At 39.9% G+C, this 24,399-nt stretch carries 21 protein-coding genes; 15 read left to right on the top strand and 6 right to left on the bottom strand.

Annotation, left to right across the window (positions count from 1 at the left end):
* Positions 1–5 precede the first annotated feature (5 nt).
* Positions 6–1,133 carry an MFS transporter gene (locus A6754_RS13190; RefSeq protein ID WP_066446389.1) on the bottom strand — a complete coding sequence of 376 codons (1,128 nt, stop codon included), beginning with the start codon at positions 1,131–1,133 and terminating at the stop codon, positions 6–8.
* A gap of 231 nt (positions 1,134–1,364) precedes the next feature.
* On the opposite strand from A6754_RS13190, the gene miaB reads away from it, so the two are divergent.
* Together miaB and A6754_RS13180 are read left to right on the top strand one after the other, a co-directional pair.
* Positions 1,365–2,909 carry a tRNA (N6-isopentenyl adenosine(37)-C2)-methylthiotransferase MiaB gene (gene miaB / locus A6754_RS13185; RefSeq protein ID WP_066446382.1) on the top strand — a complete coding sequence of 515 codons (1,545 nt, stop codon included), beginning with the start codon at positions 1,365–1,367 and terminating at the stop codon, positions 2,907–2,909.
* A gap of 1 nt (position 2,910) precedes the next feature.
* Positions 2,911–3,339 (top strand): YlbF/YmcA family competence regulator, encoded by a 429-nt coding sequence (locus A6754_RS13180; RefSeq protein WP_066446379.1) that lies wholly within the window; start codon positions 2,911–2,913, stop codon positions 3,337–3,339.
* Positions 3,340–3,684: 345 nt separating this feature from the next.
* Here A6754_RS13180 and A6754_RS13175 read toward each other — a convergent pair whose 3' ends face one another.
* Genes A6754_RS13175 through A6754_RS13165 form a run of 3 tightly spaced genes read right to left on the bottom strand, consistent with a single transcriptional unit; the run spans position 3,685 to position 4,855 of the window.
* On the bottom strand, positions 3,685–4,062 hold the full coding sequence (locus tag A6754_RS13175; RefSeq protein WP_066446371.1) for a hypothetical protein: 378 nt from the start codon (positions 4,060–4,062) through the stop codon (positions 3,685–3,687).
* Positions 4,063–4,109: 47 nt separating this feature from the next.
* On the bottom strand, positions 4,110–4,418 hold the full coding sequence (locus A6754_RS13170; protein WP_066446370.1) for a hypothetical protein: 309 nt from the start codon (positions 4,416–4,418) through the stop codon (positions 4,110–4,112).
* Positions 4,419–4,441: 23 nt separating this feature from the next.
* Positions 4,442–4,855 carry a hypothetical protein gene (locus A6754_RS13165; RefSeq protein WP_066446364.1) on the bottom strand — a complete coding sequence of 138 codons (414 nt, stop codon included), beginning with the start codon at positions 4,853–4,855 and terminating at the stop codon, positions 4,442–4,444.
* 275 nt (positions 4,856–5,130) lie between these two features.
* Between A6754_RS13165 and A6754_RS13160 the strand changes: the two genes are divergently transcribed.
* From A6754_RS13160 to mutL, 5 genes are all read left to right on the top strand, one after another.
* Positions 5,131–5,676 (top strand): outer spore coat protein CotE, encoded by a 546-nt coding sequence (locus A6754_RS13160; protein WP_066446363.1) that lies wholly within the window; start codon positions 5,131–5,133, stop codon positions 5,674–5,676.
* A gap of 120 nt (positions 5,677–5,796) precedes the next feature.
* The gene (locus tag A6754_RS23355; RefSeq protein WP_306806926.1) at positions 5,797–6,873 is read left to right on the top strand and encodes a VOC family protein; all 1,077 of its coding nucleotides are present in this window, start codon (positions 5,797–5,799) and stop codon (positions 6,871–6,873) included.
* 75 nt (positions 6,874–6,948) lie between these two features.
* A complete protein-coding gene (locus A6754_RS13150; RefSeq protein WP_066446362.1) occupies positions 6,949–7,566 on the top strand; it encodes a PH domain-containing protein in 618 nt (205 codons plus the stop codon).
* A 609-nt stretch (positions 7,567–8,175) separates the two neighbouring features.
* Entirely contained in the window at positions 8,176–10,794 is a 2,619-nt protein-coding gene (mutS, locus tag A6754_RS13145; RefSeq protein WP_066446359.1) for a DNA mismatch repair protein MutS, read from the top strand.
* A gap of 13 nt (positions 10,795–10,807) precedes the next feature.
* Entirely contained in the window at positions 10,808–12,697 is a 1,890-nt protein-coding gene (mutL, locus tag A6754_RS13140; RefSeq protein ID WP_066446357.1) for a DNA mismatch repair endonuclease MutL, read from the top strand.
* Between the two features lie 479 nt (positions 12,698–13,176).
* Here the strand turns inward: mutL and mreBH are convergent, their stop codons facing one another.
* Positions 13,177–14,184, bottom strand: a complete 1,008-nt coding sequence (gene mreBH, locus A6754_RS13135) for a rod-share determining protein MreBH (protein WP_066446356.1) — start codon at positions 14,182–14,184, stop codon at positions 13,177–13,179.
* Positions 14,185–14,488: 304 nt separating this feature from the next.
* Between mreBH and miaA the strand changes: the two genes are divergently transcribed.
* From miaA to spoVK, 3 genes are all read left to right on the top strand, one after another.
* Positions 14,489–15,457, top strand: a complete 969-nt coding sequence (gene miaA, locus A6754_RS13130; protein ID WP_066446353.1) for a tRNA (adenosine(37)-N6)-dimethylallyltransferase MiaA — start codon at positions 14,489–14,491, stop codon at positions 15,455–15,457.
* A 22-nt stretch (positions 15,458–15,479) separates the two neighbouring features.
* Positions 15,480–15,713 (top strand): RNA chaperone Hfq, encoded by a 234-nt coding sequence (gene hfq / locus A6754_RS13125; RefSeq protein ID WP_066446348.1) that lies wholly within the window; start codon positions 15,480–15,482, stop codon positions 15,711–15,713.
* 352 nt (positions 15,714–16,065) lie between these two features.
* On the top strand, positions 16,066–17,016 hold the full coding sequence (spoVK, locus tag A6754_RS13120) for a stage V sporulation protein K (RefSeq protein WP_066446346.1): 951 nt from the start codon (positions 16,066–16,068) through the stop codon (positions 17,014–17,016).
* Positions 17,017–17,377: 361 nt separating this feature from the next.
* Here the strand turns inward: spoVK and A6754_RS13115 are convergent, their stop codons facing one another.
* Positions 17,378–17,980 carry a trimeric intracellular cation channel family protein gene (locus A6754_RS13115; protein ID WP_066446344.1) on the bottom strand — a complete coding sequence of 201 codons (603 nt, stop codon included), beginning with the start codon at positions 17,978–17,980 and terminating at the stop codon, positions 17,378–17,380.
* A 243-nt stretch (positions 17,981–18,223) separates the two neighbouring features.
* On the opposite strand from A6754_RS13115, the gene hflX reads away from it, so the two are divergent.
* The 5 genes from hflX (at position 18,224) to A6754_RS13090 (ending at position 24,030) form a co-directional block, all read left to right on the top strand.
* Entirely contained in the window at positions 18,224–19,480 is a 1,257-nt protein-coding gene (hflX, locus tag A6754_RS13110) for a GTPase HflX (RefSeq protein ID WP_066446335.1), read from the top strand.
* 11 nt (positions 19,481–19,491) lie between these two features.
* Positions 19,492–20,760 carry a methionine gamma-lyase family protein gene (locus tag A6754_RS13105; protein ID WP_066446332.1) on the top strand — a complete coding sequence of 423 codons (1,269 nt, stop codon included), beginning with the start codon at positions 19,492–19,494 and terminating at the stop codon, positions 20,758–20,760.
* Between the two features lie 611 nt (positions 20,761–21,371).
* A complete protein-coding gene (locus tag A6754_RS13100; RefSeq protein ID WP_066446328.1) occupies positions 21,372–21,779 on the top strand; it encodes a MerR family transcriptional regulator in 408 nt (135 codons plus the stop codon).
* 38 nt (positions 21,780–21,817) lie between these two features.
* Positions 21,818–23,152, top strand: a complete 1,335-nt coding sequence (gene glnA / locus A6754_RS13095) for a type I glutamate--ammonia ligase (RefSeq protein WP_066446325.1) — start codon at positions 21,818–21,820, stop codon at positions 23,150–23,152.
* Positions 23,153–23,691: 539 nt separating this feature from the next.
* Positions 23,692–24,030 carry a hypothetical protein gene (locus tag A6754_RS13090; RefSeq protein ID WP_156495797.1) on the top strand — a complete coding sequence of 113 codons (339 nt, stop codon included), beginning with the start codon at positions 23,692–23,694 and terminating at the stop codon, positions 24,028–24,030.
* Positions 24,031–24,399 lie beyond the last annotated feature (369 nt).

The following is a 24,399-nucleotide window of genomic DNA, read 5'->3' as shown; positions in this document are numbered from 1 at the left end:
TTCTTTTACATTTTTAGTACCAGAAACAAATTACAGCAGAAAAAAGCAAGAAGGACAGTTATAACAAACGTAAACGATAAGTGAGCAGCAAGCACAGGACCCAAACTGGCCCCGATTAAAAGGGAAAACGAATAGAAGGAAGTTGCCAATCCTCTTTGCGCTTTTGCCGCGCTGCCTATAAAAGAAATAACAGAAGGAATCAGCAGGGCTATAGACGCAACAAATGGAATGGATAGCACCGTAATCATAACAGGATATTCGCTGAATAAAATAAACAGCAATAAACTGCTAAGACATAAGAGAATGCCCATAATCATTGTCATCTTTAAGCGTAATTTCTCAATGATTTTCCCTGTAAATACGGCAAGAATGGTTCCGGCTAATCCAATGGTTCGGATGATGATCAGCTCTTCATCCGTAAAACCGTCTGCACTAAGCATTCTGCCCAAACTGTCATAAAAAGCAATAAAAGAAAGGAGCAGGGTAAACGTAATTAGATAGCTGTTAAAAAGCTGTTTATTGGAAAATGGAATGGTCAGCACTTTGAAAATATGAAAACCTTGCCCAGGATAAACGGCTGTTTTAATATGAACTTTATTGCTAAAAGCGAATAAAGCGATATAAAAAACCGCAAAAACATAAAAAACAATTTCCCACCCATAGAAAAGAGTAAGAGCAGAACTGACAATCTGCCCAAAAATCCCCGCAACTAAAAATCCGCAATTGATAAGGGACAGAATTAATGTTCTTTGTTTTTCATCTGAATATAGTTCAAATATATAGGCAAACGCTACCGGTGCAAAGCTTCCGAGAAAGAATCCCTGTACACCGCGAAAGATAAATAAACTTTCGATATTAAAAGATAATCCTACCAGCAAAGTAGAAAGACCAGACATCAAGAGTCCGGAAACAATTACTTTTTTTCGGCCGTATTGTTCCGATAATGGTCCAAATAAAAGCAAACCGAACGCATAACAGACGGTAAAAATACTGCTTCCCCATATAATCTGTTCTTCAGAAGCATGAATTCCCTGAGCAATTTCCGAATAAATAGGAATTAACGTATAAATATTACTCGCCACAAAAACACCGGTCACAATTAGCAGCAGTCCCACTACTTGCAAACGCCCCATCTTCTCACCACCTATAGCATCCTATGTACTTTAGGCATAAAACTTATTTTGTCTATCTAAATTCTTTATTATAAGAACTTACTAATCTAAAGTCATAAACTCCATTCTATTGTGTAAACGCCTTATAGGCTTTATACTATAATAATGTGCATAGAAGTTTAAAAAGCACGATGAACTTATGAGCGAAGGGTTTATTGGACAAGTTTTGAGATAGATGAAAGGAGTTCCAAAATGAACGAAAAACAACGGTTAGAAGGACAGCAAATTGCAGCAGCTAATCCAGCGGACAAAAAATCCGAAAAGGATTACAGCAAATATTTTGAAACAGTGTATACTCCACCTTCCTTAAAGGAAGCGAAAAAACGGGGAAAAGAAGAAGTAAAATACCACAAAGACTTTGATATTCCTGAAGAATTTTATCATATGGGTAAAGGGCGTAAGTTTTATATCCGCACATTTGGATGCCAGATGAACGAGCATGACACAGAAGTTATGGCCGGGATCTTTGAATCTCTTGGCTATGAAGCAACGGACACTGTGGAAGATGCCAATGTTATTTTATTAAACACTTGTGCTATTCGTGAAAATGCTGAAAACAAAGTATTTGGTGAACTTGGCCATTTGAAGCATTTAAAGAAAAACAATCCAGATCTTTTACTAGGTGTCTGCGGATGTATGTCACAGGAAGAATCCGTAGTAAACAAGATTCTAAAAACATACACGCAAGTAGATATGATTTTTGGCACACACAATATTCACCGTTTGCCAAATATTCTTAAAGAGGCATATCTTTCAAAAGAATTAGTTGTTGAGGTTTGGTCAAAAGAAGGCGATGTTATTGAAAACTTGCCGAAGGTCCGCCGCGGAAATATTAAAGCCTGGGTTAATATTATGTACGGCTGTGATAAATTCTGTACATATTGCATCGTTCCTTATACACGAGGCAAAGAGCGGAGCCGCCGTCCGGAAGATATTATTCAAGAGGTGCGCCAGCTTGCAGCGCAGGGATACCAGGAAATCACTTTGCTTGGTCAAAATGTAAATGCGTATGGTAAGGATTTTGACGATATTCAGTATGGTCTTGGCGAATTAATGGATGAAATCCGCAAGATTGATATCCCGCGTATTCGTTTCACAACAAGCCATCCGCGTGATTTTGATGACCGTTTAATTGAAGTGCTCGCAAAAGGCGGCAACCTCGTTGAACATATTCATTTGCCAGTACAGTCAGGTTCGACAGATGTCCTAAAAATTATGGCTCGCAAATATACAAGAGAGCAATTTTTAGAGCTAGTTCGTAAAATTAAAGCTGCGATTCCAAATGCAACCTTTACAACAGACATTATTGTTGGATACCCAAATGAAACCGACGAGCAGTTTGAAGAAACGTTATCTCTATATCGCGAAGTGGGCTTTGAAGCTGCTTATACATTTATTTATTCTCCTCGCGAAGGTACACCTGCTGCAAAAATGGTAGACAATGTGCCAATGGAAGTGAAAAAAGAGCGTCTGCAGCGTTTAAATGCGCTTGTAAACGAATTCTCAGCAGCATCTATGAAGAAATACCAAGATGAGATTGTGGAAGTTCTTGTTGAAGGGGAAAGCAAGAACAACCCGGATATTTTAGCAGGCTATACAAGAAAAAATAAATTAGTAAACTTTAGAGGACCAAAAACATCGATCGGCAAGATTGTAAAAGTAAAAATAACCGATGCAAAAACTTGGTCTTTAAATGGGGACATGATTTTAGAACAGGAAACGGTAGAGGTGAACTAAGGTGGCTAAATATACAAAAGATGACATTATTAAGCGTGCTGAAGAGCTGGCAAGAATGATTGCAGATACAGAAGAAGTAGAATTCTTTAAACGTGCTGAAGCACAAATTCATGGCAATGAAAAAGTAAAAACCTTAATGACTTCAATTAAAGGGTTACAAAAGCAAGCAGTAAACCTGCAGCATTTTGGCAAAGAAGAGGCTCATAAAAAAACAGAAGCCAAAATTGCATCCATTGAAGAACAGCTTGATAGCATCCCAGTTGTACAAGAATTCAAACAATCACAGCTGGACGTGAATAACCTTCTGCAGACAGTGGCATCTGCCATCTCAAACAAAGTTACAGATGAAGTCATCTTATCCACTGGGGGCAACCTTCTCAGCGGGGAAACGGGTGCTCAAATCAAAAATACAAACTGCAGCCATCATTAAACGAAATGCGAAAGCGCCTTGCTCAGCCCCGACAAGCTTAAGACAGGTTGGCATGAAGGTTGAACTTTACCTTCAGGACAACATGGCTTAAGACCTCGAGGGGCTAGGCGCTGTAGCTGGCAAATCGAAATGCAGTAACCAAAAACCTGGTTCCCATATGGAAACCAGGTTTTTATCTATTTAAAGGAGAAGCAAATATGATTCGCGGGTTGTGGCGGGATCATGATTGGCTTTTCTTCTACTAGCTCAGGCACCTAAGCGCCTCCGCTTTTCTTATTGTCTAGCTCAAGGCGCTAGGGACTCGAGGTAAGCTTGTCGTCCCTGAGCAAGCGCCTTCCGCTTTTCTTATTGTCGAAGCAATTCAACGGCGTTGAGGAATTCTTTACGGTATTCCTGCTGTTCGATCAGGGCGCTATTCAAAGTGGCGAGAAGCGATTCATTTAGTATTTTTGTTCCATTATCATTTTCGCGACTATCCAAAAAATTCAGGAGAAAGGTGTAAACAAGAAGCAAGGTTGAATAATTATCAACATATGTTAAGCTGATGGCTCGGCCGCCTTTTCCGCCCGCTGCATGATTATTAATCGACGGAATCCCAGCTTCAGCTGCAACATCAAGCAGCTCCTGCGGAATTCCCAGCTCCTTGAGTACATCGGGATTAATTTCTACAGATTTTGACTGTCCAACTGCATTTGTATTTGAACTTGAACTAGCATTTAACATTTGTACTCCCCCCCTTCATTTTTGGATAATCTATATTTTTATGCTTCTTAAGCTTCGTTACCTTGAGTTTGGTTGTTTACTTTTACTGCAACTGCTCTGGAATCTCCAGCGTTTGCAATATTGAATTGAGCAGAAAGAATTGGGACATTGATTAAAGAAGCGTTGATTGCAAAACCGCCGACTGAAACAGGTACTTGCGGATTTACATCTGCTTGAACGTTCGCTTGAGCTGCAAATGTGAATGCTTCAAATTCATCTCCAGTGCTTACTGCGCTGTTCTCGTTTGCTGGGCTCACAGCTGGACGGTTGTTATCGTCATGGTCAAATCTGCATCTGTTTGATCCTCTTGTTAACATTTATCATTCACCTCCTTAAATAGTTAGGAATTATTTGAGTTATTATTTCCTGAGTTTTGTAGATTTGTAAGGTCTAAGTCAAATAAAGTGTTTCCGTTCCAGGACATTTTAATTTTGTTGTTATCATCTGATGTTTCAAAAACTGGAAGCATGTTGTTTAAATTTAATCCTGTTAGATTTAATGGATTGGATGGATTGTTTCCAGATTGATCGTCACCTAGGATATTGCTTAAATTAGACAGAGGATTTTCTTGATTAGCTGAACCTGTTCCTTGTCCTTGTCCTCCAGTAATGTTGCCAAACAGTCCTGAGAAGAAATTGCTGAAAGTCCCCGCTAAATTCGTTGCCAAGTTTTGTGCAAACTCCTGAGCATCTGTTCCTGTCATTTCTTCACCATTTACTGAAACTCTGAAATTAGATCTCTCTTGATCTGGCATATCTGCTCACCCCCTTTTCTTTAATATATACTATTGAAGAATAAGCCAAGCTGTCTGTGCATTTTGATCAAGTAAAACGCACATTTTGTGATGAATGCTATATGATTTATGGAAAAGATGACTGTAGTAACGACTTGACCCGGCACATTCGCCCGCTTTCGGCATAGGATAAATCATGCCAATACTTTTACCTAACATTCCTCAATAATTGTCGCACACTAGTCTAATATCCCGCATAGGATGAATTGAAAATGAATGAGGAGGGTTCGCTCGCAATGGGAGACTACAGAGAGATAATTACAAAGGCAGTCGTTGCCAAAGGACGTAAATTTACACAGTCCAATCATACAATCTGCCCTAAACACCAACCGTCAAGTATCCTTGGCTGCTGGATTATAAACCATAAGTATGAAGCAGAAAAGGTTGGGAAAACAGTTGAGATCTGCGGCAGCTATGACATCAACGTTTGGTATTCTTATAGTGATAATACACAGACAGAAGTAGTAACTGAACGTGTGGAGTATACAGATGTCATTAAAGTAAAATACCGTGACCCTGATTGTCTTGATGATTTAGAAGTAATTGCAAAAGTTCTTCAACAGCCAAATTGCATTGAAGCAGCTATTTCACCAAATGGAAACAAAATCATTGTAAATGTAGAAAGAGAATTTCTTGCAGAAGTGATCGGCGAAACTACTGTATGTGTCGCTGTTCACCCAGAATCCTGCGACTGCGATGATGACGAGTGGGGCTTTGATGTAGACGACGAAGAATTTGAAGATTTAAATCCTGATTTCTTAGTAGGAACAGAAGAAGAATAAAAATTAACTAGGAGGTTTTACTTCCTAGTTTTTCTTTTTTGCGGAAGTAAAAAGTTCCCTCCATCTGCCAATCATTTCTACATCTTTTGACTGAGCTTTTAAGGAAGTCATTTTTATATAATGAAAGCAGATAAAGCGGAGGGAATGATACATATGAAAATATTGCAGCTTAAAGTACAATGTTTCCATTTAGAAAAAATGAAGGAATTTTATCATGGTATTCTTGAAATGAAACTTTTAATGGAAAGAGAAAACGCGTTTGCCGTTCAAGCTGGAAGCACAAAACTTATTTTTGAAAAAAATATAAATCTGCCTTTTTATCATATTTGCTTCCGAACTAACGATGAACATTTTGATTATATGTTTGAAAAGCTTGGTCATGTAAGTGCTTTGCTTGCCAATGAAAAAGGGGAATATCGGATGAACTGGGAAGGGCAGCAGGCTTATTTTACCGATCCAGATGGAAATATTATAGAAATGCTTGTCAGATCTCCTTTGCACAATGGAGAAAAAGGAAGATGGCAGGATGTAGGTGAAGTTGGAATGCCTGTTTCAAGTGTAGAAGACATGCAGGCTGAATTAAAACCCTATATTTATGATCAGTTTATGAAGGAAAGTGAAACATTTGCTTTTTTCGGCGATCGTGAAGGAGTGCTCGTGATTGTAAAAGAAGGAAGGCCTTGGTATCCGACTGACAGACATGCTGTTATTTCGTCCTTTAAAATGGTTGTTGAAGGGAAAGAGAATGGGACCTTTAAACATCCTGATTTTCCATATGAAATAGAGACCCGAAAAAAATGGGAAGGATCTATGCAGGCTATGCAATTTCGTATGGCTAGACCGACTAATCAGCTTAATAAGCTCCAGCATTTTTATATTGATGGCTTGGGGTTGAAAAAGCTAGGAGACTTTAACCACGGGGGATACGAAGGTTTAATGATTGGACTGCCAGATAAGACGTACCATCTTGAATTTATTCAAACGGAAGAGAAAATGGAGCTGCCGGAACCGACGAAGGAACATTTGCTTGTTTTTTATATGCCTGATCACCATGAATGGAGAACTGCTATTGCTCGATTGAATGATATGGGGTTTACAGAGGTTTTTCCGGAAAATCCCTATTGGGGACGAGGCGGTATCACAATTGAAGATCCAGATGGCTGGAGAGTGGTTTTAATGAATACCCCTGGGATCTAATGAGGAAAAGGTCCTGTTATCTCTTTCAGAAGAATATGGTAAAATATTTCTATCAAACTTAGGAAGGCTGATAACATGTTCAAAAGAGTAGCTTCAGATGTTTTAGGTTTAAGTGATATTGGTTCCGTTATCGGACCAGCTGATTACGACAAGGTTGACGCCGACGATTATATCCTGCATGAAGATAATGAAAAAATCTACTTTCTCATCAAGTCCAAAACGGATGAGTATTGTTTTACAAATCGTGCGCTAATTCACTTAGATGGCACCAGTGCAATCAGTAAAAAAAGATCTTTAAAGCGCTACAGCTATAGAGAGAATACGATTTCAAATGTCATGCTTGAAACCGCTGGCACCGTCGATTTAGATGTCGAAATTAAATTCGTTATGGCCGGCATTAGTTTCTCAATTGATGTACATAAAAAGCATATTGAAGAATTAAAAGATCTATATAAAGCATTAATTCGCATTTCAGAAATCTGCACCGAAAACGAAATTTCAATGGGGTATGCTGAGAAAAGCTTAAATATCGCTTCAACAACGATTAGCCGCTATGCATCCAGCGAACAAAGCAACATCAACGATAATTTTAGAGTGCTCAATGAAACAGCCTTTAACTGGCTCATGAACAGCCGTAAAAAATATAATGTTAAAGACTTTGGCTATGTGTTTGAGAAGTATATAAATAATTAAAACGCTGTAACAGAAGCTTTGCAAATGGAAAGTTAGCAGAATACGAATACTGTTTCATAAAGAACACTTGGTGCCCCAAGTGTTTTTTTTGCGAATTTAATAGTCTTTCGGAAAATAAGCGTAGAAATTCCGTATATTCTGGGAAATGCCTCCATTTCCCGTAAAATAGACGGAGAATTTCCGCTTATATGAGCAAAATCATTAAATTTTGCCCCATATTTAGGACTTAACCGGAATTTCTCCGTTTATATTTGCTTATTTAGCCCTATTTTTCATAATAACCGGAATTTCTCCGCCTAAAAACAGCGATCCTCCGCGAAAAATCGACCACGTATGCTATTCCTTTAAACAATCACTTTTTAATACTGCCATCCAAAAACATAAGCAGCAAAGGCAAAATCGCCAATCCGCCTTTCTGGTTCAACAGCGAAATCATTTTTTCTCAAACCAGTCATTTAGAGGTATGGTTTGTGCACTTTTCCAAAAGAGCAAAAAAAATTATGTTATAATAAAGAGAATAAAAATTTGAACCAAAGCATAGAACACACATGCTTTCTTATATGAAACATGAACGATATTCTAGCAATCTAACAGACCGTGGAGGATATTATGGCTTTAACGTATACGCCAATGATACAGCAATATTTAAGAGTAAAGGCAGATTATCAGGATGCCTTTTTATTTTTTCGTTTAGGCGATTTTTATGAGATGTTTTTTGATGATGCCATTCGTGCGTCACAAGAACTTGAAATTACATTAACGAGCCGTGAAGGCGGAACAGAAGACCGAATTCCAATGTGTGGGGTGCCATATCATTCAGCGGCAGGCTATATTGAACAGCTTGTGGAAAAAGGCTATAAAGTGGCGATTTGTGAGCAGACCGAGGACCCTAAGCAAGCGAAAGGCGTTGTGAAAAGAGAAGTCGTTCAGCTGATTACACCAGGAACCATGATGGAAGGCAAAGGGCTGACAGACAAAGAAAACAATTACATCGCGAGCATCACCGCTTTTGATCACCAAACATTTGCGTTTGTCTGTAATGACCTGTCAACTGGAGAAACGAAAGCAGCGTTCTTAAGCGGCAGTTTTGATACAGTCCTAAATGAACTGTTTCTCTCTGGAGCAAGAGAAGTCGTTGTTGGAAGTGATTTTTCAGAAGAATGGCAAGCAAAAATCAAAGAACGCAGCCAGATTACATTTTCAATAGAAAATGATGATCAGCAGCAGGGTCATTATGTTCCTCTTTTAGAAAAACTGGAGAAAAATGAACTTCGTTTAGCTTCTTCCAGACTGCTGAACTATTTGCACAGAACACAAAAAAGAAGTCTAGATCATCTTCAAGTCGTCGAAGTTTACCATATCGACGAGTATGTGAAAATTGATTATTACTCAAAACGCAATTTAGAATTGACCGAAACCATTCGCTCGAAAGGGAAAAAAGGGTCACTTCTATGGCTGCTTGATGAAACCAAAACAGCAATGGGAGGTAGATTGCTGAAGCAGTGGATCGACCGTCCATTAATGAATAAACAAGAAATCACACGCAGACATGATTTGGTAGACACATTGATTTCTGCTTATTTTGAACGAGAAGAGCTGCGTGAAAAGCTGAAAGAGGTCTATGATCTGGAGAGGCTTGCAGGACGCGTAGCGTTTGGAAATGTAAATGCCCGTGATTTGATTCAGCTCAAAAAATCACTTCAGCAGATTCCGCATTTAAAACAAATGGTTCACGACCTCTCAACAGAAGAAGCGGAGAAATTGGCGGAACGTCTTGACTCGTGTAAAGAAGCAACAGATCTGCTTGAACAAGCGATTGTGGATCACCCGCCATTATCCGTTAAAGAAGGCAATATTATTCGCGATGGCTACCATGGTGAATTGGACACATACAGAGATGCGAGCAGAAACGGGAAAAACTGGATTGCACAGCTTGAGCGCCAGGAGCGCGAAAAAACGGGCATCAAATCGCTGAAAATCGGCTATAATCGCGTGTTTGGCTATTATATAGAAGTAACAAGAGCAAACCTTCCGCATTTGCCAGAAGGTTTATATGAACGAAAACAAACATTAACAAATGCAGAGCGGTTTGTAACACCAGAACTCAAAGAAAAAGAAGCATTGATTCTTCAAGCTGAAGAAAAATCAGTTGAGCTGGAATATGAATTGTTCGCTATGGTTAGAGAGCAAATTAAAACTTTTATCCCGAGATTGCAAGCTCTGGCGAAAACGGTAAGTGAATTGGACGTGCTCCAATGCTTTGCTGCCATCAGTGAACAAAGGCATTATGTGCGTCCGCACTTCTCAGCTGAACGAAGAGTTTACATTAAGGAAGGCAGACATCCAGTCGTAGAAAAGGTGATGAAGGCACAGGAGTATGTGCCAAATGACTGTCTTATGGACCAGGAAAGAGAAATTTTATTGATTACCGGTCCCAACATGTCAGGGAAAAGCACCTATATGCGCCAGATTGCTTTAACGGCAATTCTCGCACAAATTGGCTGCTTTGTTCCTGCAGAAAGTGCTGAGCTGCCGATTTTCGATCAGGTATTCACGCGTATTGGAGCGGCAGATGATTTGATTTCAGGCCAAAGTACCTTCATGGTTGAAATGCTTGAAGCAAAAAATGCCATTGTCAATGCAACACAAAATAGTTTAATCTTATTTGATGAAATCGGAAGAGGCACATCCACCTATGATGGCATGGCGCTTGCACAAGCGATGATTGAATACATTCATGAGCATATTGGTGCGAAAACCTTATTTTCTACTCATTATCATGAATTAACAGTTCTGCAGGAAGAACTGCAGCAACTGAAAAATGTTCATGTGAGTGCAGCTGAACAAAATGGCAAAGTTGTTTTTCTTCATAAAATTAAGGAAGGTCCTGCTGATAAAAGCTACGGAATTCATGTTGCACAGCTTGCTGAGCTTCCAGACGAACTAATTGCCAGAGCCAATACCATTTTAGCTGGATTTGAAAAGCAGCATCAGGATCAGCAGAATCAGCCTCAACGCGAAACGAAACAAGAGCCTGTTATAAAGGCTCATGAGCCATTAGCGCAGCTGTCCTTTTTTGATGAAAAAGAGCCAGAACCAAAACAGACCCAGCTGTCTTCAAAAGAAAAGAAAATTCTGCAGCACTTAAAATCAATTGAAATACTTGAAATGACGCCGATGCAGGCATTTAATGAGCTATATGAGCTTCATAAAAAAATAAAAGGCTGAGGAGGTGCATGAAATGGGAAAAATCATACAGCTGAACGATTCCCTTTCAAATAAAATCGCAGCCGGTGAGGTTGTCGAACGGCCAGCCTCTGTTGTCAAAGAACTGCTGGAGAACGCCATCGATGCAGGAAGCACCATCATTGAAATTGAACTGGAAGAGGCTGGACTTGCCAAAATCAGAATAATTGATAATGGCGAAGGAATTGCTGAGGAAGATGTTTTAAATGCATTCCATCGCCATGCGACGAGTAAAATTAAAGATGAAAATGATCTTTTCCGCATTAAAACGCTTGGTTTCAGAGGAGAGGCTTTGCCAAGTATCGCCTCTGTTTCCAATGTGGAACTGAAAACAAGCACAGGCGATGCAGGAACACGCCTAGTTTTATCAGGCGGAAAGGTAGAAGTGATGGAAAAGGCTTCTGCCAGAAAAGGAACAGATATTAGTGTAACAGACCTGTTTTTTAATACACCTGCACGTTTAAAATATGTCAAAACCATTCATACAGAGCTTGGCAATATTACAGATGTCGTTAACCGGATTGCTCTTTCACATCCTGAAGTTTCGATTAAATTGATTCATAATGAACGCAAACTGCTTCATACAAACGGGAAAGACGATGTTCGGCAGGTCTTAGCTGGGATCTATGGCCTCAATATCGTCAAAAAAATGGTACCGGTGACGGCACAATCATTGGATTTCACCATTAGTGGCTATGCAGCTTTGCCAGAAGTGACTCGTGCATCCCGAAACTATATCTCGACCATGATTAATGGCCGTTTTATTAAAAACTATTCACTGGCGAAAGCCATTCAGGAAGGGTATCATACGTTGCTTCCGATTGGACGCTATCCAATCGTGCTTCTGAATATCGTTATGGATCCGCAGCTTGTGGATGTCAATGTTCACCCATCGAAAATGGAAGTGCGCCTCAGCAAGGAAAACGAATTGACTGAGCTGATTAAAACTTCGCTTCAGAATGTATTTAAAAAGCAGGAGCTCATACCAGCAGGATACTCCAGACCGATTGCTGTGCCTAAGCCAAAAGACGAGCAGACTTTTTTAGAGCTTGATCATTTGCCGGAAAAAGCTTCAGCATCACTGGTAAAAGAGAAAGAGCCGGAATCAATTGTTTCTCATTCAGAGTATGAGGATGTACCTGCCATGCTTGAGCAGAGATCACCTGTTGAGGATAGACCTATAGAAAGAGAAGCGGAAGCACTTGAAGAATTTATTCCTGCAGAAGTTCCAGAACTAGCATGGGTTTCAACTGATGTCGTTCAGCAGACAGATGAATCATTCTCTACTGAAAGTGCAGCACCACGTGTGCCGCCTCTGTATCCGATCGGGCAAATGCACGGAACATACATTTTTGCACAAAATGAAAAAGGCTTATATATTATCGATCAGCATGCCGCTCAAGAACGGATAAAATATGAATTTTTTAAAGAAAAAGTTGGACAAGTCGCTAAAGAATTGCAGGAGCTGCTGATCCCGATTACACTTGAGTATTCAACAGACGAAATGCTTAAGATAAATGAGTATCAGCATGAGCTGGAAAAAGTCGGAGTGTTTCTTGAGACATTTGGACCAACCAGCTACATCGTTCGTGCGCATCCGCAATGGTTTCCGCCTGGTGATGAACAGGATATCATTGAAGACATGATTGAACAACTGCTTTCCATGAAAAAAGTAGATGTCAAAAAGCTGCGTGAAGAGGCGGCGATTATGATGAGCTGCAAAGGCTCCATCAAAGCAAACCATCACCTGCGTAATGACGAAATTCAAGCTTTACTGGATGAACTTCGCCAAACAAACGATCCTTTTACATGTCCGCATGGCAGACCAATCATTATTAATTACTCGGTTTATGAGCTGGAAAAGATGTTTAAGCGTGTGATGTAACCAGTAATTGATTAAAGAAGTAGCCCTGGTAAGGTGAGTGATCCTTATCGGGCTGCTTTTTTTACTATGGAAAATTTATGAGAGAGTAGTCATTCTGAGGGTTTGATAGGAAAGTCTCGGAATTTGATAGGAAAGCCGCCGAGTTTGTTAGGAAAGCAGAAAAGTTTGTTAGGAAACGAAAGGATTTTGATAGGAAAACACAAATATCTAATTAGAGAACCGGTGCATTCATAAGGAAAACCAAAAGAATAGCTAGAAAGGTCCACAAATCTATCAGAATAACCCCAAAACTTAGTAAAAAGCCTCAAATATTTAAATAGAAACCCAAAAAGCGCGTAAATTCATTAAGCAAAACTATGTATTCTTAATAAAAAGCTTCAAAATTGCATCATTACCATATGTAATTTTCACAAAAAAGCAGAAAAATGCCCGAATACCCCCGCTAAAACAATCTCCGGACATTTTCTTTTTCAAAAAACTTATTTCACTGCAGTCTGCAGTTTATCAATAAACTTTAAAGCTCTTCCAGTGCCAATTGCCACTGATTCAAGTGGACTTGGCGCCAAATGGACAGGCACAAAGATCTCTTTAGAAATCCATTCTTGAATTCCATTTAGAAGGGCACCACCGCCTGTTAAGATGACACCGCGATCGACTATATCGCCGCTCAATTCAGCTGGGCTGCTTTCTAAAGTCGCGCGAATTGCTTCTAAAATATGAAGCAATGATTCTTTCATTGCATCGCGAACTTCATAGGACGTTAATGTAATCGTCTTTGGCAGTCCTGTTACAAGATCCCGCCCGCGGATATCCATCGTTAATTCCTCATGATCGATTAAGGCATGTCCAATTTCAATCTTTATCTGTTCTGCCGTTCTTTCTCCAATCAAAACATTAAATTCTTTGCGGACATGCTGAATGATATCCTCATCAAGACGATCGCCGCCAATACGGATTGAATGACAAGCTACCACGCCGCCAAAGGAAATAATCGCAACCTCAGTTGAACCGCCGCCAATATCAACAATTACATTGGCAACTGGCTCGTCCACCGGCAAATCCGCACCAATAGCAGCAGCAACAGGCTCCTCTATTAAATGCACCTTTTTAGCGCCGGCATTTTTGACTGCATCATGAATGGCTCTTCTTTCCACGCTCGTAGAACCTGACGGAGTGCAGACAACCACATTTGGTTTGCGGATCGCAAAACCGAGTTTTTTAGACGCTTTGTTCATCACATGCCGAATCATTTCTGTGGTTGTATCATAATCGGCGATGACTCCTTCTTTTAAAGGGCGGATGGCAACAATACGGCCAGGCGTTTTTCCAATCATTTCTTTCGCTTCGTGTCCAACAGCCAACACTTTATTTGTAGATGTGTCTATTGCCACAACAGAAGGCTCATTTAAAGCAATTCCTTTATTTTTACTGTATACAAGTATATTAGCAGTTCCTAAATCAATTCCAATTTCACTTGAAGATAACATCTTTTTCACCCAATTCTGTTTTCTTTTGAAGATCTATTGTAGCCTTCACATAAAATAACACGGATAGATGCTAAAACCCGTGTTTGTTATTGAAACGTTAATGAAATGTAATCTATTGTGAAAATTTTTCATGAATTGTAATGAAGCGGCGCATAAACAAGTGCTAAAATGTTTATAATGGTTAGATGTTCAAGGCTCAGCACAAAATAGATACGTTTAACTCTGAAAACCAGCGGCTGATATGGTACGATTAGGTTAGACCAATAAATCGGTCATTTAGTTTAAAAAGGCAGTGTGAACGATATTGAATGAAAAACAGAAGCTTCTAGTAATTATTGGGCCAACGGCATCAGGTAAAACAAACTTAAGCATTCAGCTTGCTAAAAAGTATAATGGTGAAATTATTAGCGGCGATTCGATGCAAATTTACAGATCCATGGACATCGGGACAGCAAAAATCAGTCCTGCTGAGATGGAAGGAATCCCTCATTATTTAATTGATATTAAAGAACCTGATGAAGCGTTTTCTGCTGCAGAATTTCAGCAGCTTGTCCGCCGGCAGATAGATGAAATTTCATCGCGCGGCAAACTGCCGATCATAGCAGGCGGAACAGGTTTGTACATACAGTCGGTTATTTATGATTATCAATTTTCAGATGCTCCATCTGATGAGGAATTTCGAAAAGAACTTGAAAAAAAAGCAGAGGCACAAGGACATGACGCTCTATATGCAGAGCTTGAGAAGATTGATCCATTGAGTGCGGAAAATATCCATCCCAATAATGTGAGGCGTGTCATTAGAGCGCTGGAGGTATACCACTGTACGGGAATTCCTGTGTCACAGTGGCAGGAAAAACAGCAGCCGGAATTACTATATGATACCTCTATCATTGGTCTTACGATGGAGCGGGATTTGCTTTATAAACGCATTAACAGCCGCGTAGATCTTATGATGAGAGAAGGGCTTCTGCAGGAAGTACAAGGTCTTTATGAAAAAGGAATCCGCAATTATCCATCTATTCAGGCAATAGGCTATAAAGAAATTTATGATTATATTGAAGGCAGAGCAACACTTGAAACAGCTGTTGATAATTTGAAACAAAATTCAAGAAGATATGCCAAAAGGCAGCTGACTTGGTTTAGAAACAAAATGGATGTGGAATGGTTTGATATGACAAACGCTCTAAAGGAAGAGCAATGGCAAAAAAAATTCGCTGAAATTTGTTTCCATATTGAAGGAAAGCTTGGAGTTAAATCGAATACATATTACTAGAGATAAAAGAGGAGGATACATGATGAAAACATCCATTAATATTCAAGACCAATTTTTAAACCAGCTCCGCAAGGATAATGCGAATGTAACCGTTTTTCTTCTAAATGGTTTTCAAATTAGGGGGCAAGTGAAGGGCTTCGATAATTTTACTGTCTTATTTGAATCAGAAGGCAAGCAGCAGCTTGTATATAAGCATGCTATTTCCACTTTCGCTCCACAGCGAAATGTTCAGCTTGATATGGAAGGCCAAAAATAACAACGAAAAAACTGCCGCAAATCAATTTTCATCTTTTGCGGCAGTCTTTTTTTTATCTTTTAAAAATTCACCCCGCCATTTTTTCTGTACACAACAACTTTTCCTGCATTCAACTTTTCCTTACTTGAACAAATATATTGGCCGAGTTTCAATTTGTACTAATGATTTTACGTTTAACCGAATATATATAAACAAAGTTTATGATAAAACTAGATCAGACATCACACCAAAACCTTTTCGCACGGAGGGAATTCTTTCAGGTTCAAGTGTAATCTGAAATTCCTCTAATTCAGGCAATGGACCTTTACACACACAACTTACATCTGTGCCTAAGAATGAGAGGTGAAGGCATTTGGATCAGCCGATTCGCTTAAAAAATAATGGGCAAATCAGCATCGTTCTAAATTCGCAAAAAAAGAAAACATATACAAAAGAAATGCCGGATGCACCAGCAGCACCAAAGCAGCTCCCTGCAGAGCATAGTGCGCTAAAGGAAATAGAAGAAGAGCTTGGTGCATTGGTTGGCATGGAAGAGATGAAACGATTAATAAAAGAAATTTATGCTTGGATATACATTAATAAAAAGAGAGAAGAAGCAGGCCTGCGAGCTGGAAAACAAGCACTTCATATGATGTTTAAAGGCAATCCAGGCACAGGAAAAACGACAGTAGCAAGACTGATTGGCAAACTGTTTCTTAAAATGAATGTGCTATCGAAAGGGCATCTGATTGAGGCAGAAAGAGCGGATCTTGTAGGAGAATATATTGGCCATACCGCCCAGAAGACAAGGGATCTAGTTAAAAAAGCATTAGGCGGTATTTTGTTCATTGACGAAGCTTATTCACTTGGGCGCGGAGGAGAAAAGGATTTTGGAAAAGAAGCTATTGATACACTTGTAAAACATATGGAAGACAAACAGCATGAATTTATCCTAATTTTAGCAGGTTATTCAAGGGAAATGGATTTCTTCTTAACCTTAAACCCTGGTCTGCATTCCCGTTTCCCGCTTGTTGTAGACTTTCCAGATTACAATATTGATCAGCTGATGGAAATTGCTGATTTAATGCTGAAGGAGAAAGAATACACATTAAGTCATGAAGCAGAAAAGAAATTAAGAGAACATTTGTATGATGTGAAAAACGGATATAGTTCTAATAGTTTTTCGAATGGACGCTATGTGCGGAATGTGATTGAAAAATCCATCCGCACCCAAGCTATGCGTTTATTAATGCAAAATATATATGACCGCCATGAACTGATGACGATCAGGAGTAATGATCTTGTAATCGAGGAAGTAAAGTAGGCAGCAGAAAATATTTGTAATAAAAAAGACATGAGCTGAAATTTTTTCACTCATGTCTTTTTCTATAGAATGAACTCACTCGGGGCTGGGCAAGGCGCCTTCCGCTTTTCTAGGTGTCCATCTACAGGCGCTAGGGACTCGAGGTCTTAAGCTGATCCAGTCAAAAGGTTAAAGAGCAACCTTTCACCTGGCTCATCTTAAGCTTGTCGTCCCTGGGCGAGCGCCTTCCGCTTTTCTAGGTGTCTAGCTACAGCGCCTAGCCCCTCGAGGTCTTAAGCCAATCTGTCCAGAAGGTTAAAGAACAACCTTCTAGCCATCTTGTCTTAAGCTTGTCGGGGCTGAGCAAGGCGCTTCCGCTTTTCTATGTTCCCAATCGTTTTGTTGGCAGTTTCCATTTATACGTATATGAAAGAACACGCAGTGCTGTAATAATTGCAAATAATGCATACAGTTCAAAAGAATTGGCTGCTATTTTGAGGCCAATTGCCAATCCGCACAAAATGGCCCAAACAGCATAAATCTCCGAGCGGAGGACGAGAGGTTTTCTTCTCGCCAGCACATCACGGATCATGCCGCCGCCGCTTCCAGTCAAAACAGCTGCAACCAACACAGCGCTGAGCGGATGATTCATTTCTGTTGCATATAGCGCTCCTTGAATGGCAAATGCCGATAAGCCAATCGCGTCAGTAAAATTGCCCCACCGCTGCCAGTGTTTTAATAACCGATTCGGAAAAAGCATGACAGCTGTAATGGAAAGCAGGGCAATCTGAAAAAACATGCCTTGTTCCCATAAGGCTGAGACAGGTACACCGATCAGCAAATTTCGAATTGCCCCGCCGCCAAAAGCAGTCACAATTCCTAATATATAAATACCTAAAATATCATATTCTTCTTCCATCGCTACAATGGCACCGCTTACTGCAAATGCAATCGTACCGATCATACTTAAAACATCCCAAGCCATCTTCGTTCTCCTCTATGCTGTAATATCTCTGTGTGCAAACATATAAATTTTACCACGTATAATGTGTTTTACAACTGCTTTTTACAGAAAAAAGATTTTTTATTTTAAAACCAAGCAGATCCTAGATTTATTGCATGTTTGCCTGTGACAAGGGGAATGTAAACATAAATTACAATCTGGATTAGTGAATAGAACAATAATCTGATATGATATTCACAGAATCGAAAGGAAAGAAGGAGACAGATGGAACAAAAGAATGAACGTGAAAAAGTAATCCTCGTAGGCTGCCAGACAGAAGAGGATGATCTGCATTTTACATATTCAATGGAAGAACTAGCTTCTCTGACTTCTACAGCAAAAGGTACAGTGCTTGCTGAATTAACGCAGAAAAGAGAACGGGTGCACCCCTCTACTTATATCGGCAAAGGCAAAGTTGAAGAACTTTCTGCTCTGCAGGAAGAGCTGGAAGCCGATCTGATTATTTTTAATGATGAGCTTTCGCCAAGTCAGGTCCGGAATTTATCTGCCAATGTGTCTGCACGAATTATTGATCGCTCACAGCTTATTTTAGACATTTTTGCAACGCGCGCCCGCTCGCGTGAAGGGAAGCTGCAGGTCGAGCTAGCTCAGCTTCAATATATACTTCCACGCCTTGCTGGACAAGGGACACAGCTTTCAAGACTTGGGGGCGGAATTGGAACTAGAGGACCTGGTGAGACAAAACTGGAATCAGATCGCCGTCATATTCGTCGCAGGCTCGATGATATTAAAGAGCAATTAGATTCGATTGTTAAACACCGGGAGCGGTACAGAGAACGAAGGAAGAAAAATAAAGTTTTTCAAATTGCACTGGGTGGCTACACAAATGCCGGTAAATCAACATTATTTAACAGGCTATCCGAAGCAGACTCTTTTGAAGAAAATCAGCTTTTCGCCACATTAGATCCAATGACAAGAAAAATTGTGCTGCCAAGCGGTTTTGTTGCACTGCTGACAGATACGGTTGGCTTTATACAAGATTTGCCGACTGCGTTAATCGCTGCTTTTCGCTCAACGCTCGAAGAAGTGAAGGAAGCTGATCTGCTGATTCATGTCGTTGATATGTCTAACCCGGATTACTTTCAGCATGAACAAACAGTGCAAAAGCTGATTGAAGAACTTGAGGATGAAAAAATTCCGCAAATCACGGTTTATAACAAAAGGGATGCTGTCCATCCGGATTTTGTGCCAACTTCAGGCAGAGATATGATTCAAATCAGCGCTTTAGACGGGGAAGACAGACTGCTCTTAAAACAAAAAATCGAACAGCATATGCTGCAGATGATGGAAGAATACCATGTATCTGTTCCTTCAAGTGAGGGCAAGCTTCTGTCGCAGCTGAAAAACGATACCGTCTTGCGCGAACTCGTTTTTAATGAAGAAACACAAGAATATATGTGTAAAGGTTTTTACATGGCTGACCATCAAATAGCGGGCAGCTTAAAACAATATAAAATCTAGAGGAGAACACCATGTTTCAGCATTTATCATTTCAAGAAAAAATTCAGCCGATCGTAAAAGAAGCTGAAGAACAAATTGCATCTGTACTAAAGAAAATCGATGAGCGGATTGACGAAAACCAATATCGCGTCTTAAAAAGCTTCCAGGATCATCAAGTTAGTGATTCGCACTTTATCCCTTCAACTGGATATGGGTATGATGATCATGGCAGAGATACACTTGAAGCCATTTATGCGCAAACGTTTGGCGGGGAAGCTGGACTCGTCCGTCCGCAGATCATATCAGGAACACACGCCATTTCAATCGCCTTATTTGGCGTACTGCGTCCTGGCGATGAGCTTTTATATATAACTGGAAAGCCATATGACACTTTAGAGGAAATCGTCGGAATCAGAGGTGATGGAGTCGGGTCGTTAAAAGACTTTGGAATTTCATATAATAGTGTTCCTCTAACTGATGAAGGAAATATTGACTATCATGCTGTTAAAAAAGCGATTCAGCCTAATACGAAAATGATTGGCATTCAGCGCTCGAAAGGCTACGCAACCAGACCATCCTTTACAATACAGCAAATCAAAGAAATGATTACATTTGTAAAAGAAATGAAACCAGATGTTGTCGTATTCGTTGATAACTGCTATGGTGAATTTGTAGAAGAGCAGGAGCCATGCCATGTTGGAGCCGATTTAATGGCTGGATCTTTAATCAAGAACCCGGGCGGCGGTTTGGCAAAAACCGGCGGCTATATTGTCGGAAAGAAAAATTGGGTTGAAGCCTGTTCTTATAGAATGACTTCTCCAGGTATTGGTGCGGAAGCAGGAGCTTCTTTATATAGCCTGCAAGAAATGTATCAAGGCTTCTTTCTTGCTCCGCATGTTGTCGGACAGGCGCTAAAGGGTGCAATCTTTACAGCTGCAGTTTTGGAAAAGTTCGGCATGAATGCCACTCCGAAATGGGATGAACCAAGAACAGACCTCATTCAGGCTGTCCAGTTCGATGATCCTGACAAAATGATTGCCTTTTGTCAGGCCATTCAATTTGCATCACCCATTAATTCGCATGTTACTCCATACGCAAGCTACATGCCCGGCTATGAGAACGATGTGATTATGGCAGCCGGCACATTTATTCAAGGTGCAAGCATAGAACTAACTGCGGACGGTCCTATCAGACCGCCATATGCAGCCTATGTTCAAGGCGGACTGACATACTCTCATGTGAAAATGGCTGTCTGCATTGCATTGAATCGATTGCTCGAAAAAGGTTTAATATCATTATAAAAGGGAATGTTTGAAAGGCAGCTGCCGTGCAGCTGTCTTTTTTTCATACATAATGTGGGATCTTAAATGATGGGATTAGAAAAGGATGATGAAAGTGCCTGTCAGCGGATAGAATGGTGGCTGAAGGGAACTATGGCGTGGGGAAAGTGCCTGTTAGCAGGGAAAATAGAGCCTGAAGGGAACTAAGTTGTGGCGAAAGTGCCCGTCAGCAGAGAAAAGGGAGCCTGAAGGGAACTAAGTTGTGGCGAAAGTGGCCGTCAGCAGAGAAAAGGGGGCCTGAAGGGAACTAAGTTGTGGCGAAAGTGCCCGTCAGCAGAGAAAAGGGAGCCTGAAGGGAACAAAGGAGCACCCAAAGAGCCCGTCAGCATGAAAAAGAGGTTCTGAAGGGAACTAAGGCAACGCGAAAGAGCCCGTCAGAACCAATCTATCCACACCATCTAAAAGAATAAAAACCAAAGCATAACAGTCCTTGCAGGAAAACATAATAGGTAAAGAGAATGTGTAAATATCATGTGTTAATTTTTTATGTCATAAAATATAACATTGTGTTGACAGGAAATCTAACATTACATATAATAAACACATGAAATCAAATAAAGGAGGAGAGACGATTGACTGGAAGTGAAATTCGTCGCTCCATGCCGCTCTTTCCAATTGGAATCGTCATGCAGCTGACCGAGCTTACAGCGCGTCAGATCCGCTACTATGAGGAACACCAGTTGATTTCTCCGGCAAGAACTGACACAAACAGAAGATTATATTCTTTAAACGACATTGACAAACTATTAGAAATTAAAGATTTAATTGATCAGGGCATTAATATGGCTGGCATCAAACAGCTGTTTTTAGTGAAAGAAGATCAAACTGTTTCTGGGGAACTAAATAAGCAAGAAGAAAAAGTGAGACAGGAGTTAACGGATACTGAATTGAGAAAGCTGCTTAGGAAAGAATTGATGCAAGCTGGCCGTTTCAACCGGACTTCTACCCGCCAAGGCGATATGTCCCGCTTTTTCCATTAAAATATTAAACTTGTAATTCATTAAGGGAGGAAAAACCAGTGGCAAAATTTACAAAAGAAGATATTACACGTATTGCAGAAGAGGAAAATGTAAAGTTTATCCGCCTGCAGTTCACTGACATTTTAGGAACTATTAAAAACGTTGAGATTCCAATTAGCCAGCTTGAAAAGGCTTTGGATAACAAAATGATGTTTGACGGATCTTCAATCGAAGGATTCGTGCGTATTGAAGAATCTGATATGTACTTATATCCTGATCTTGACACTTGGGTTGTATTCCCTTGGACAGCTGAAAAAGGAAAAGTGGCACGTCTAATCTGTGATATCTATAGCCCAGATGGAACTCCTTTTGATGGAGATCCTCGTAATAACTTAAGAAGAATTCTAAGTGAAATGGAAGAGCTGGGATTCACTGATTTCAATCTTGGACCTGAGCCTGAATTTTTCTTATTCAAATTAGATCAAGCTGGTGAACCAACACTTGAGCTAAACGATAACGGAGGATATTTTGACCTTGCACCAACAGACTTAGGTGAAAACTGCCGCCGTGATATCGTACTTGAGCTTGAAGAAATGGGCTTTGAAATTGAAGCATCTCACCATGAGGTTGCACCTGGACAGCATGAAATTGATTTTAAATATGCTGATGCCCTAACAGCGTGTGACCAAATTCAAACATTCAAGCTAGTTGTTAAAACAATCGCTCGTAAGCACGGATTGCATGCTACATTCATGCCAAAACCATTATTCGGTGTAAACGGTTCTGGTATGCACTGTAACGTTTCTTTATTTAAAGATGGTAAAAACTCTTTCTACGATGAAAATGGCGAATTGCAATTAAGCGAAACAGCTCGCAACTTCATCGCTGGTATTATCAAGCATGCACCTAGCTTCACAGCTGTTACAAACCCAACAGTTAACTCATACAAGCGTTTAGTGCCTGGTTATGAAGCTCCATGTTATGTTGCATGGTCTGCTAGAAACCGTTCACCGCTAATCCGTATCCCGGCTTCACGCGGCGTAAGTACTCGCGTAGAAGTCCGCAGCGTAGACCCTGCTGCTAACCCGTACCTAGCAATGGCTGTTCTATTAAAAGCTGGCTTAGACGGCGTGAAAAACAAATTAACTCCTCCAGCTCCAGTAGACCGCAACATCTACGTTATGAGCAAAGAAGAGCGCGAAGCAGAAGGTATCGTTGATCTTCCATCAACACTTGCAAGCGCACTTGATAACCTTAAGAAGGATGAAATCATGGTTGATGCTCTTGGAGAGCATATCCTTGAACACTTCCTTGAAGCAAAAGAAATTGAATGGGATATGTTCCGCACTCAAGTTCACCCATGGGAGCGCGAGCAATACCTGCAAATGTATTAATAAGTGGAATCCCTTGATGCGTATAGCATCAAGGGGTTTTTATTTTTGAACAATAAGTCAAATTCATATTCGCACAAATCCCCCCCAACAAACTATGCAATAATCTTTCCGCCATTTTCCAGAGTGTTTTATTTTAAGGATACTATTACCTATTTCTTTAAAGAATTTCTTATATTAGCCTTTTTCTATTTAATCCCCATACACATATCCATTATTCCACTAGACTTTAGTTTGTTTTAATAAATCACTCAAATAGGGTACTCATAAAGAAAAACATCCAATTTTCATAGACTATTATTTTTGTCTAGCTGCCAAACAATGTAAAAATGACTCATTTTATTTTTGAGACAAAATTCAAGGGGACAAGCATAGACAAAAAACTTTAAATATTAATAGTATAAAACATATTAAGAAAAGGAAGGTGATTTGTATTGAAGATTGAAAACTATATGAAAAAAAGGAGATTATGGAAACAAAGTAAACAACCTATTTTGCGAAATGGGAAAAAGGCTCCTTTTCCTCCAGCTTGGAGAAATCCAATGCTATTTCCAATTACAGATCTGGAACCAGAATCAGAACAAGCAATCGAACTAGAAATGGAATCAGTACAAGAAATAGAGGTTGAATCTGAGCAAATACTAGATCCAGAACTAGATCCTCTTGCATGTATGACCACTGCACAGCTTCGTAACTTTTTTGCAAACAACCCTGCAGGAAGCTTTGTTGAGGTAAATTATCTAGGATACAATGGCACAGTATTAAAAACAGCATGTGGATTTATTAGCCAGTTTGATGGATTTGAGCTAGTGCTCACACCAACTGAAGCTGGTTATCCAATTGTGCGTATACCAGCGAACATCATCTGCAGTATAAATTAAACATGACCAAAAGATAACCCTTAAAAAAGTATAAGCTAGAAAGACACCCCGTAAATGTTAGACATTAACGGGGTGTCTTTAAGAAGAAACGTCGTTTGGAGTAATTAATAGGTGGAAAATTTCGAAAAATAATTATGATGGGTTGAATGGATTTGGGAATTGCTGTAAGATTAAGGTGGTTAGAAGATGAAAAGGGGGATTTCTATGGGATGGTTCTACCTTGTTCTAATTGTTCTAACGACAGGATTTGGTCTTTGGGGATTGGTTTCTAGAGAAAAGTGGCTGAAAAAACAAGCAGATAAGCTTAAAGACCAATAAGATTTCGTGCAAATATTTTTCTAGCCTAGATAGTGTTTTATTCACAGCTCT

Source organism: Cytobacillus gottheilii (genome assembly GCF_001636345.1).
In the GTDB taxonomy this organism is placed as follows: Bacteria; Bacillota; Bacilli; order Bacillales; family Cytobacillaceae; genus Cytobacillus; species Cytobacillus gottheilii.
Note: the sequence above shows the minus strand (reverse complement) of the source record. Positions and strands in the feature narration are given on the sequence as shown.

Coding starts and splice junctions, on each gene's coding strand:
- A6754_RS13090 (WP_156495797.1), top strand. CDS start 23,692: ATGCTATTTCCAATTACAGATCTGGAACCAGAATCAGAACAAGCAATC.
- A6754_RS13190 (WP_066446389.1), bottom strand. CDS start 1,133: ATGGGGCGTTTGCAAGTAGTGGGACTGCTGCTAATTGTGACCGGTGTT.
- mutS (WP_066446359.1), top strand. CDS start 8,176: ATGGCTTTAACGTATACGCCAATGATACAGCAATATTTAAGAGTAAAG.
- A6754_RS13170 (WP_066446370.1), bottom strand. CDS start 4,418: ATGTTAACAAGAGGATCAAACAGATGCAGATTTGACCATGACGATAAC.
- miaB (WP_066446382.1), top strand. CDS start 1,365: ATGAACGAAAAACAACGGTTAGAAGGACAGCAAATTGCAGCAGCTAAT.
- hflX (WP_066446335.1), top strand. CDS start 18,224: ATGGAACAAAAGAATGAACGTGAAAAAGTAATCCTCGTAGGCTGCCAG.
- mreBH (WP_066446356.1), bottom strand. CDS start 14,184: ATGTTATCTTCAAGTGAAATTGGAATTGATTTAGGAACTGCTAATATA.
- A6754_RS13115 (WP_066446344.1), bottom strand. CDS start 17,980: ATGGCTTGGGATGTTTTAAGTATGATCGGTACGATTGCATTTGCAGTA.
- A6754_RS13105 (WP_066446332.1), top strand. CDS start 19,492: ATGTTTCAGCATTTATCATTTCAAGAAAAAATTCAGCCGATCGTAAAA.
- A6754_RS23355 (WP_306806926.1), top strand. CDS start 5,797: ATGAAAGCAGATAAAGCGGAGGGAATGATACATATGAAAATATTGCAG.
- mutL (WP_066446357.1), top strand. CDS start 10,808: ATGGGAAAAATCATACAGCTGAACGATTCCCTTTCAAATAAAATCGCA.
- hfq (WP_066446348.1), top strand. CDS start 15,480: ATGAAAACATCCATTAATATTCAAGACCAATTTTTAAACCAGCTCCGC.
- A6754_RS13160 (WP_066446363.1), top strand. CDS start 5,131: ATGGGAGACTACAGAGAGATAATTACAAAGGCAGTCGTTGCCAAAGGA.
- A6754_RS13150 (WP_066446362.1), top strand. CDS start 6,949: ATGTTCAAAAGAGTAGCTTCAGATGTTTTAGGTTTAAGTGATATTGGT.
- A6754_RS13175 (WP_066446371.1), bottom strand. CDS start 4,062: ATGTTAAATGCTAGTTCAAGTTCAAATACAAATGCAGTTGGACAGTCA.
- A6754_RS13165 (WP_066446364.1), bottom strand. CDS start 4,855: ATGCCAGATCAAGAGAGATCTAATTTCAGAGTTTCAGTAAATGGTGAA.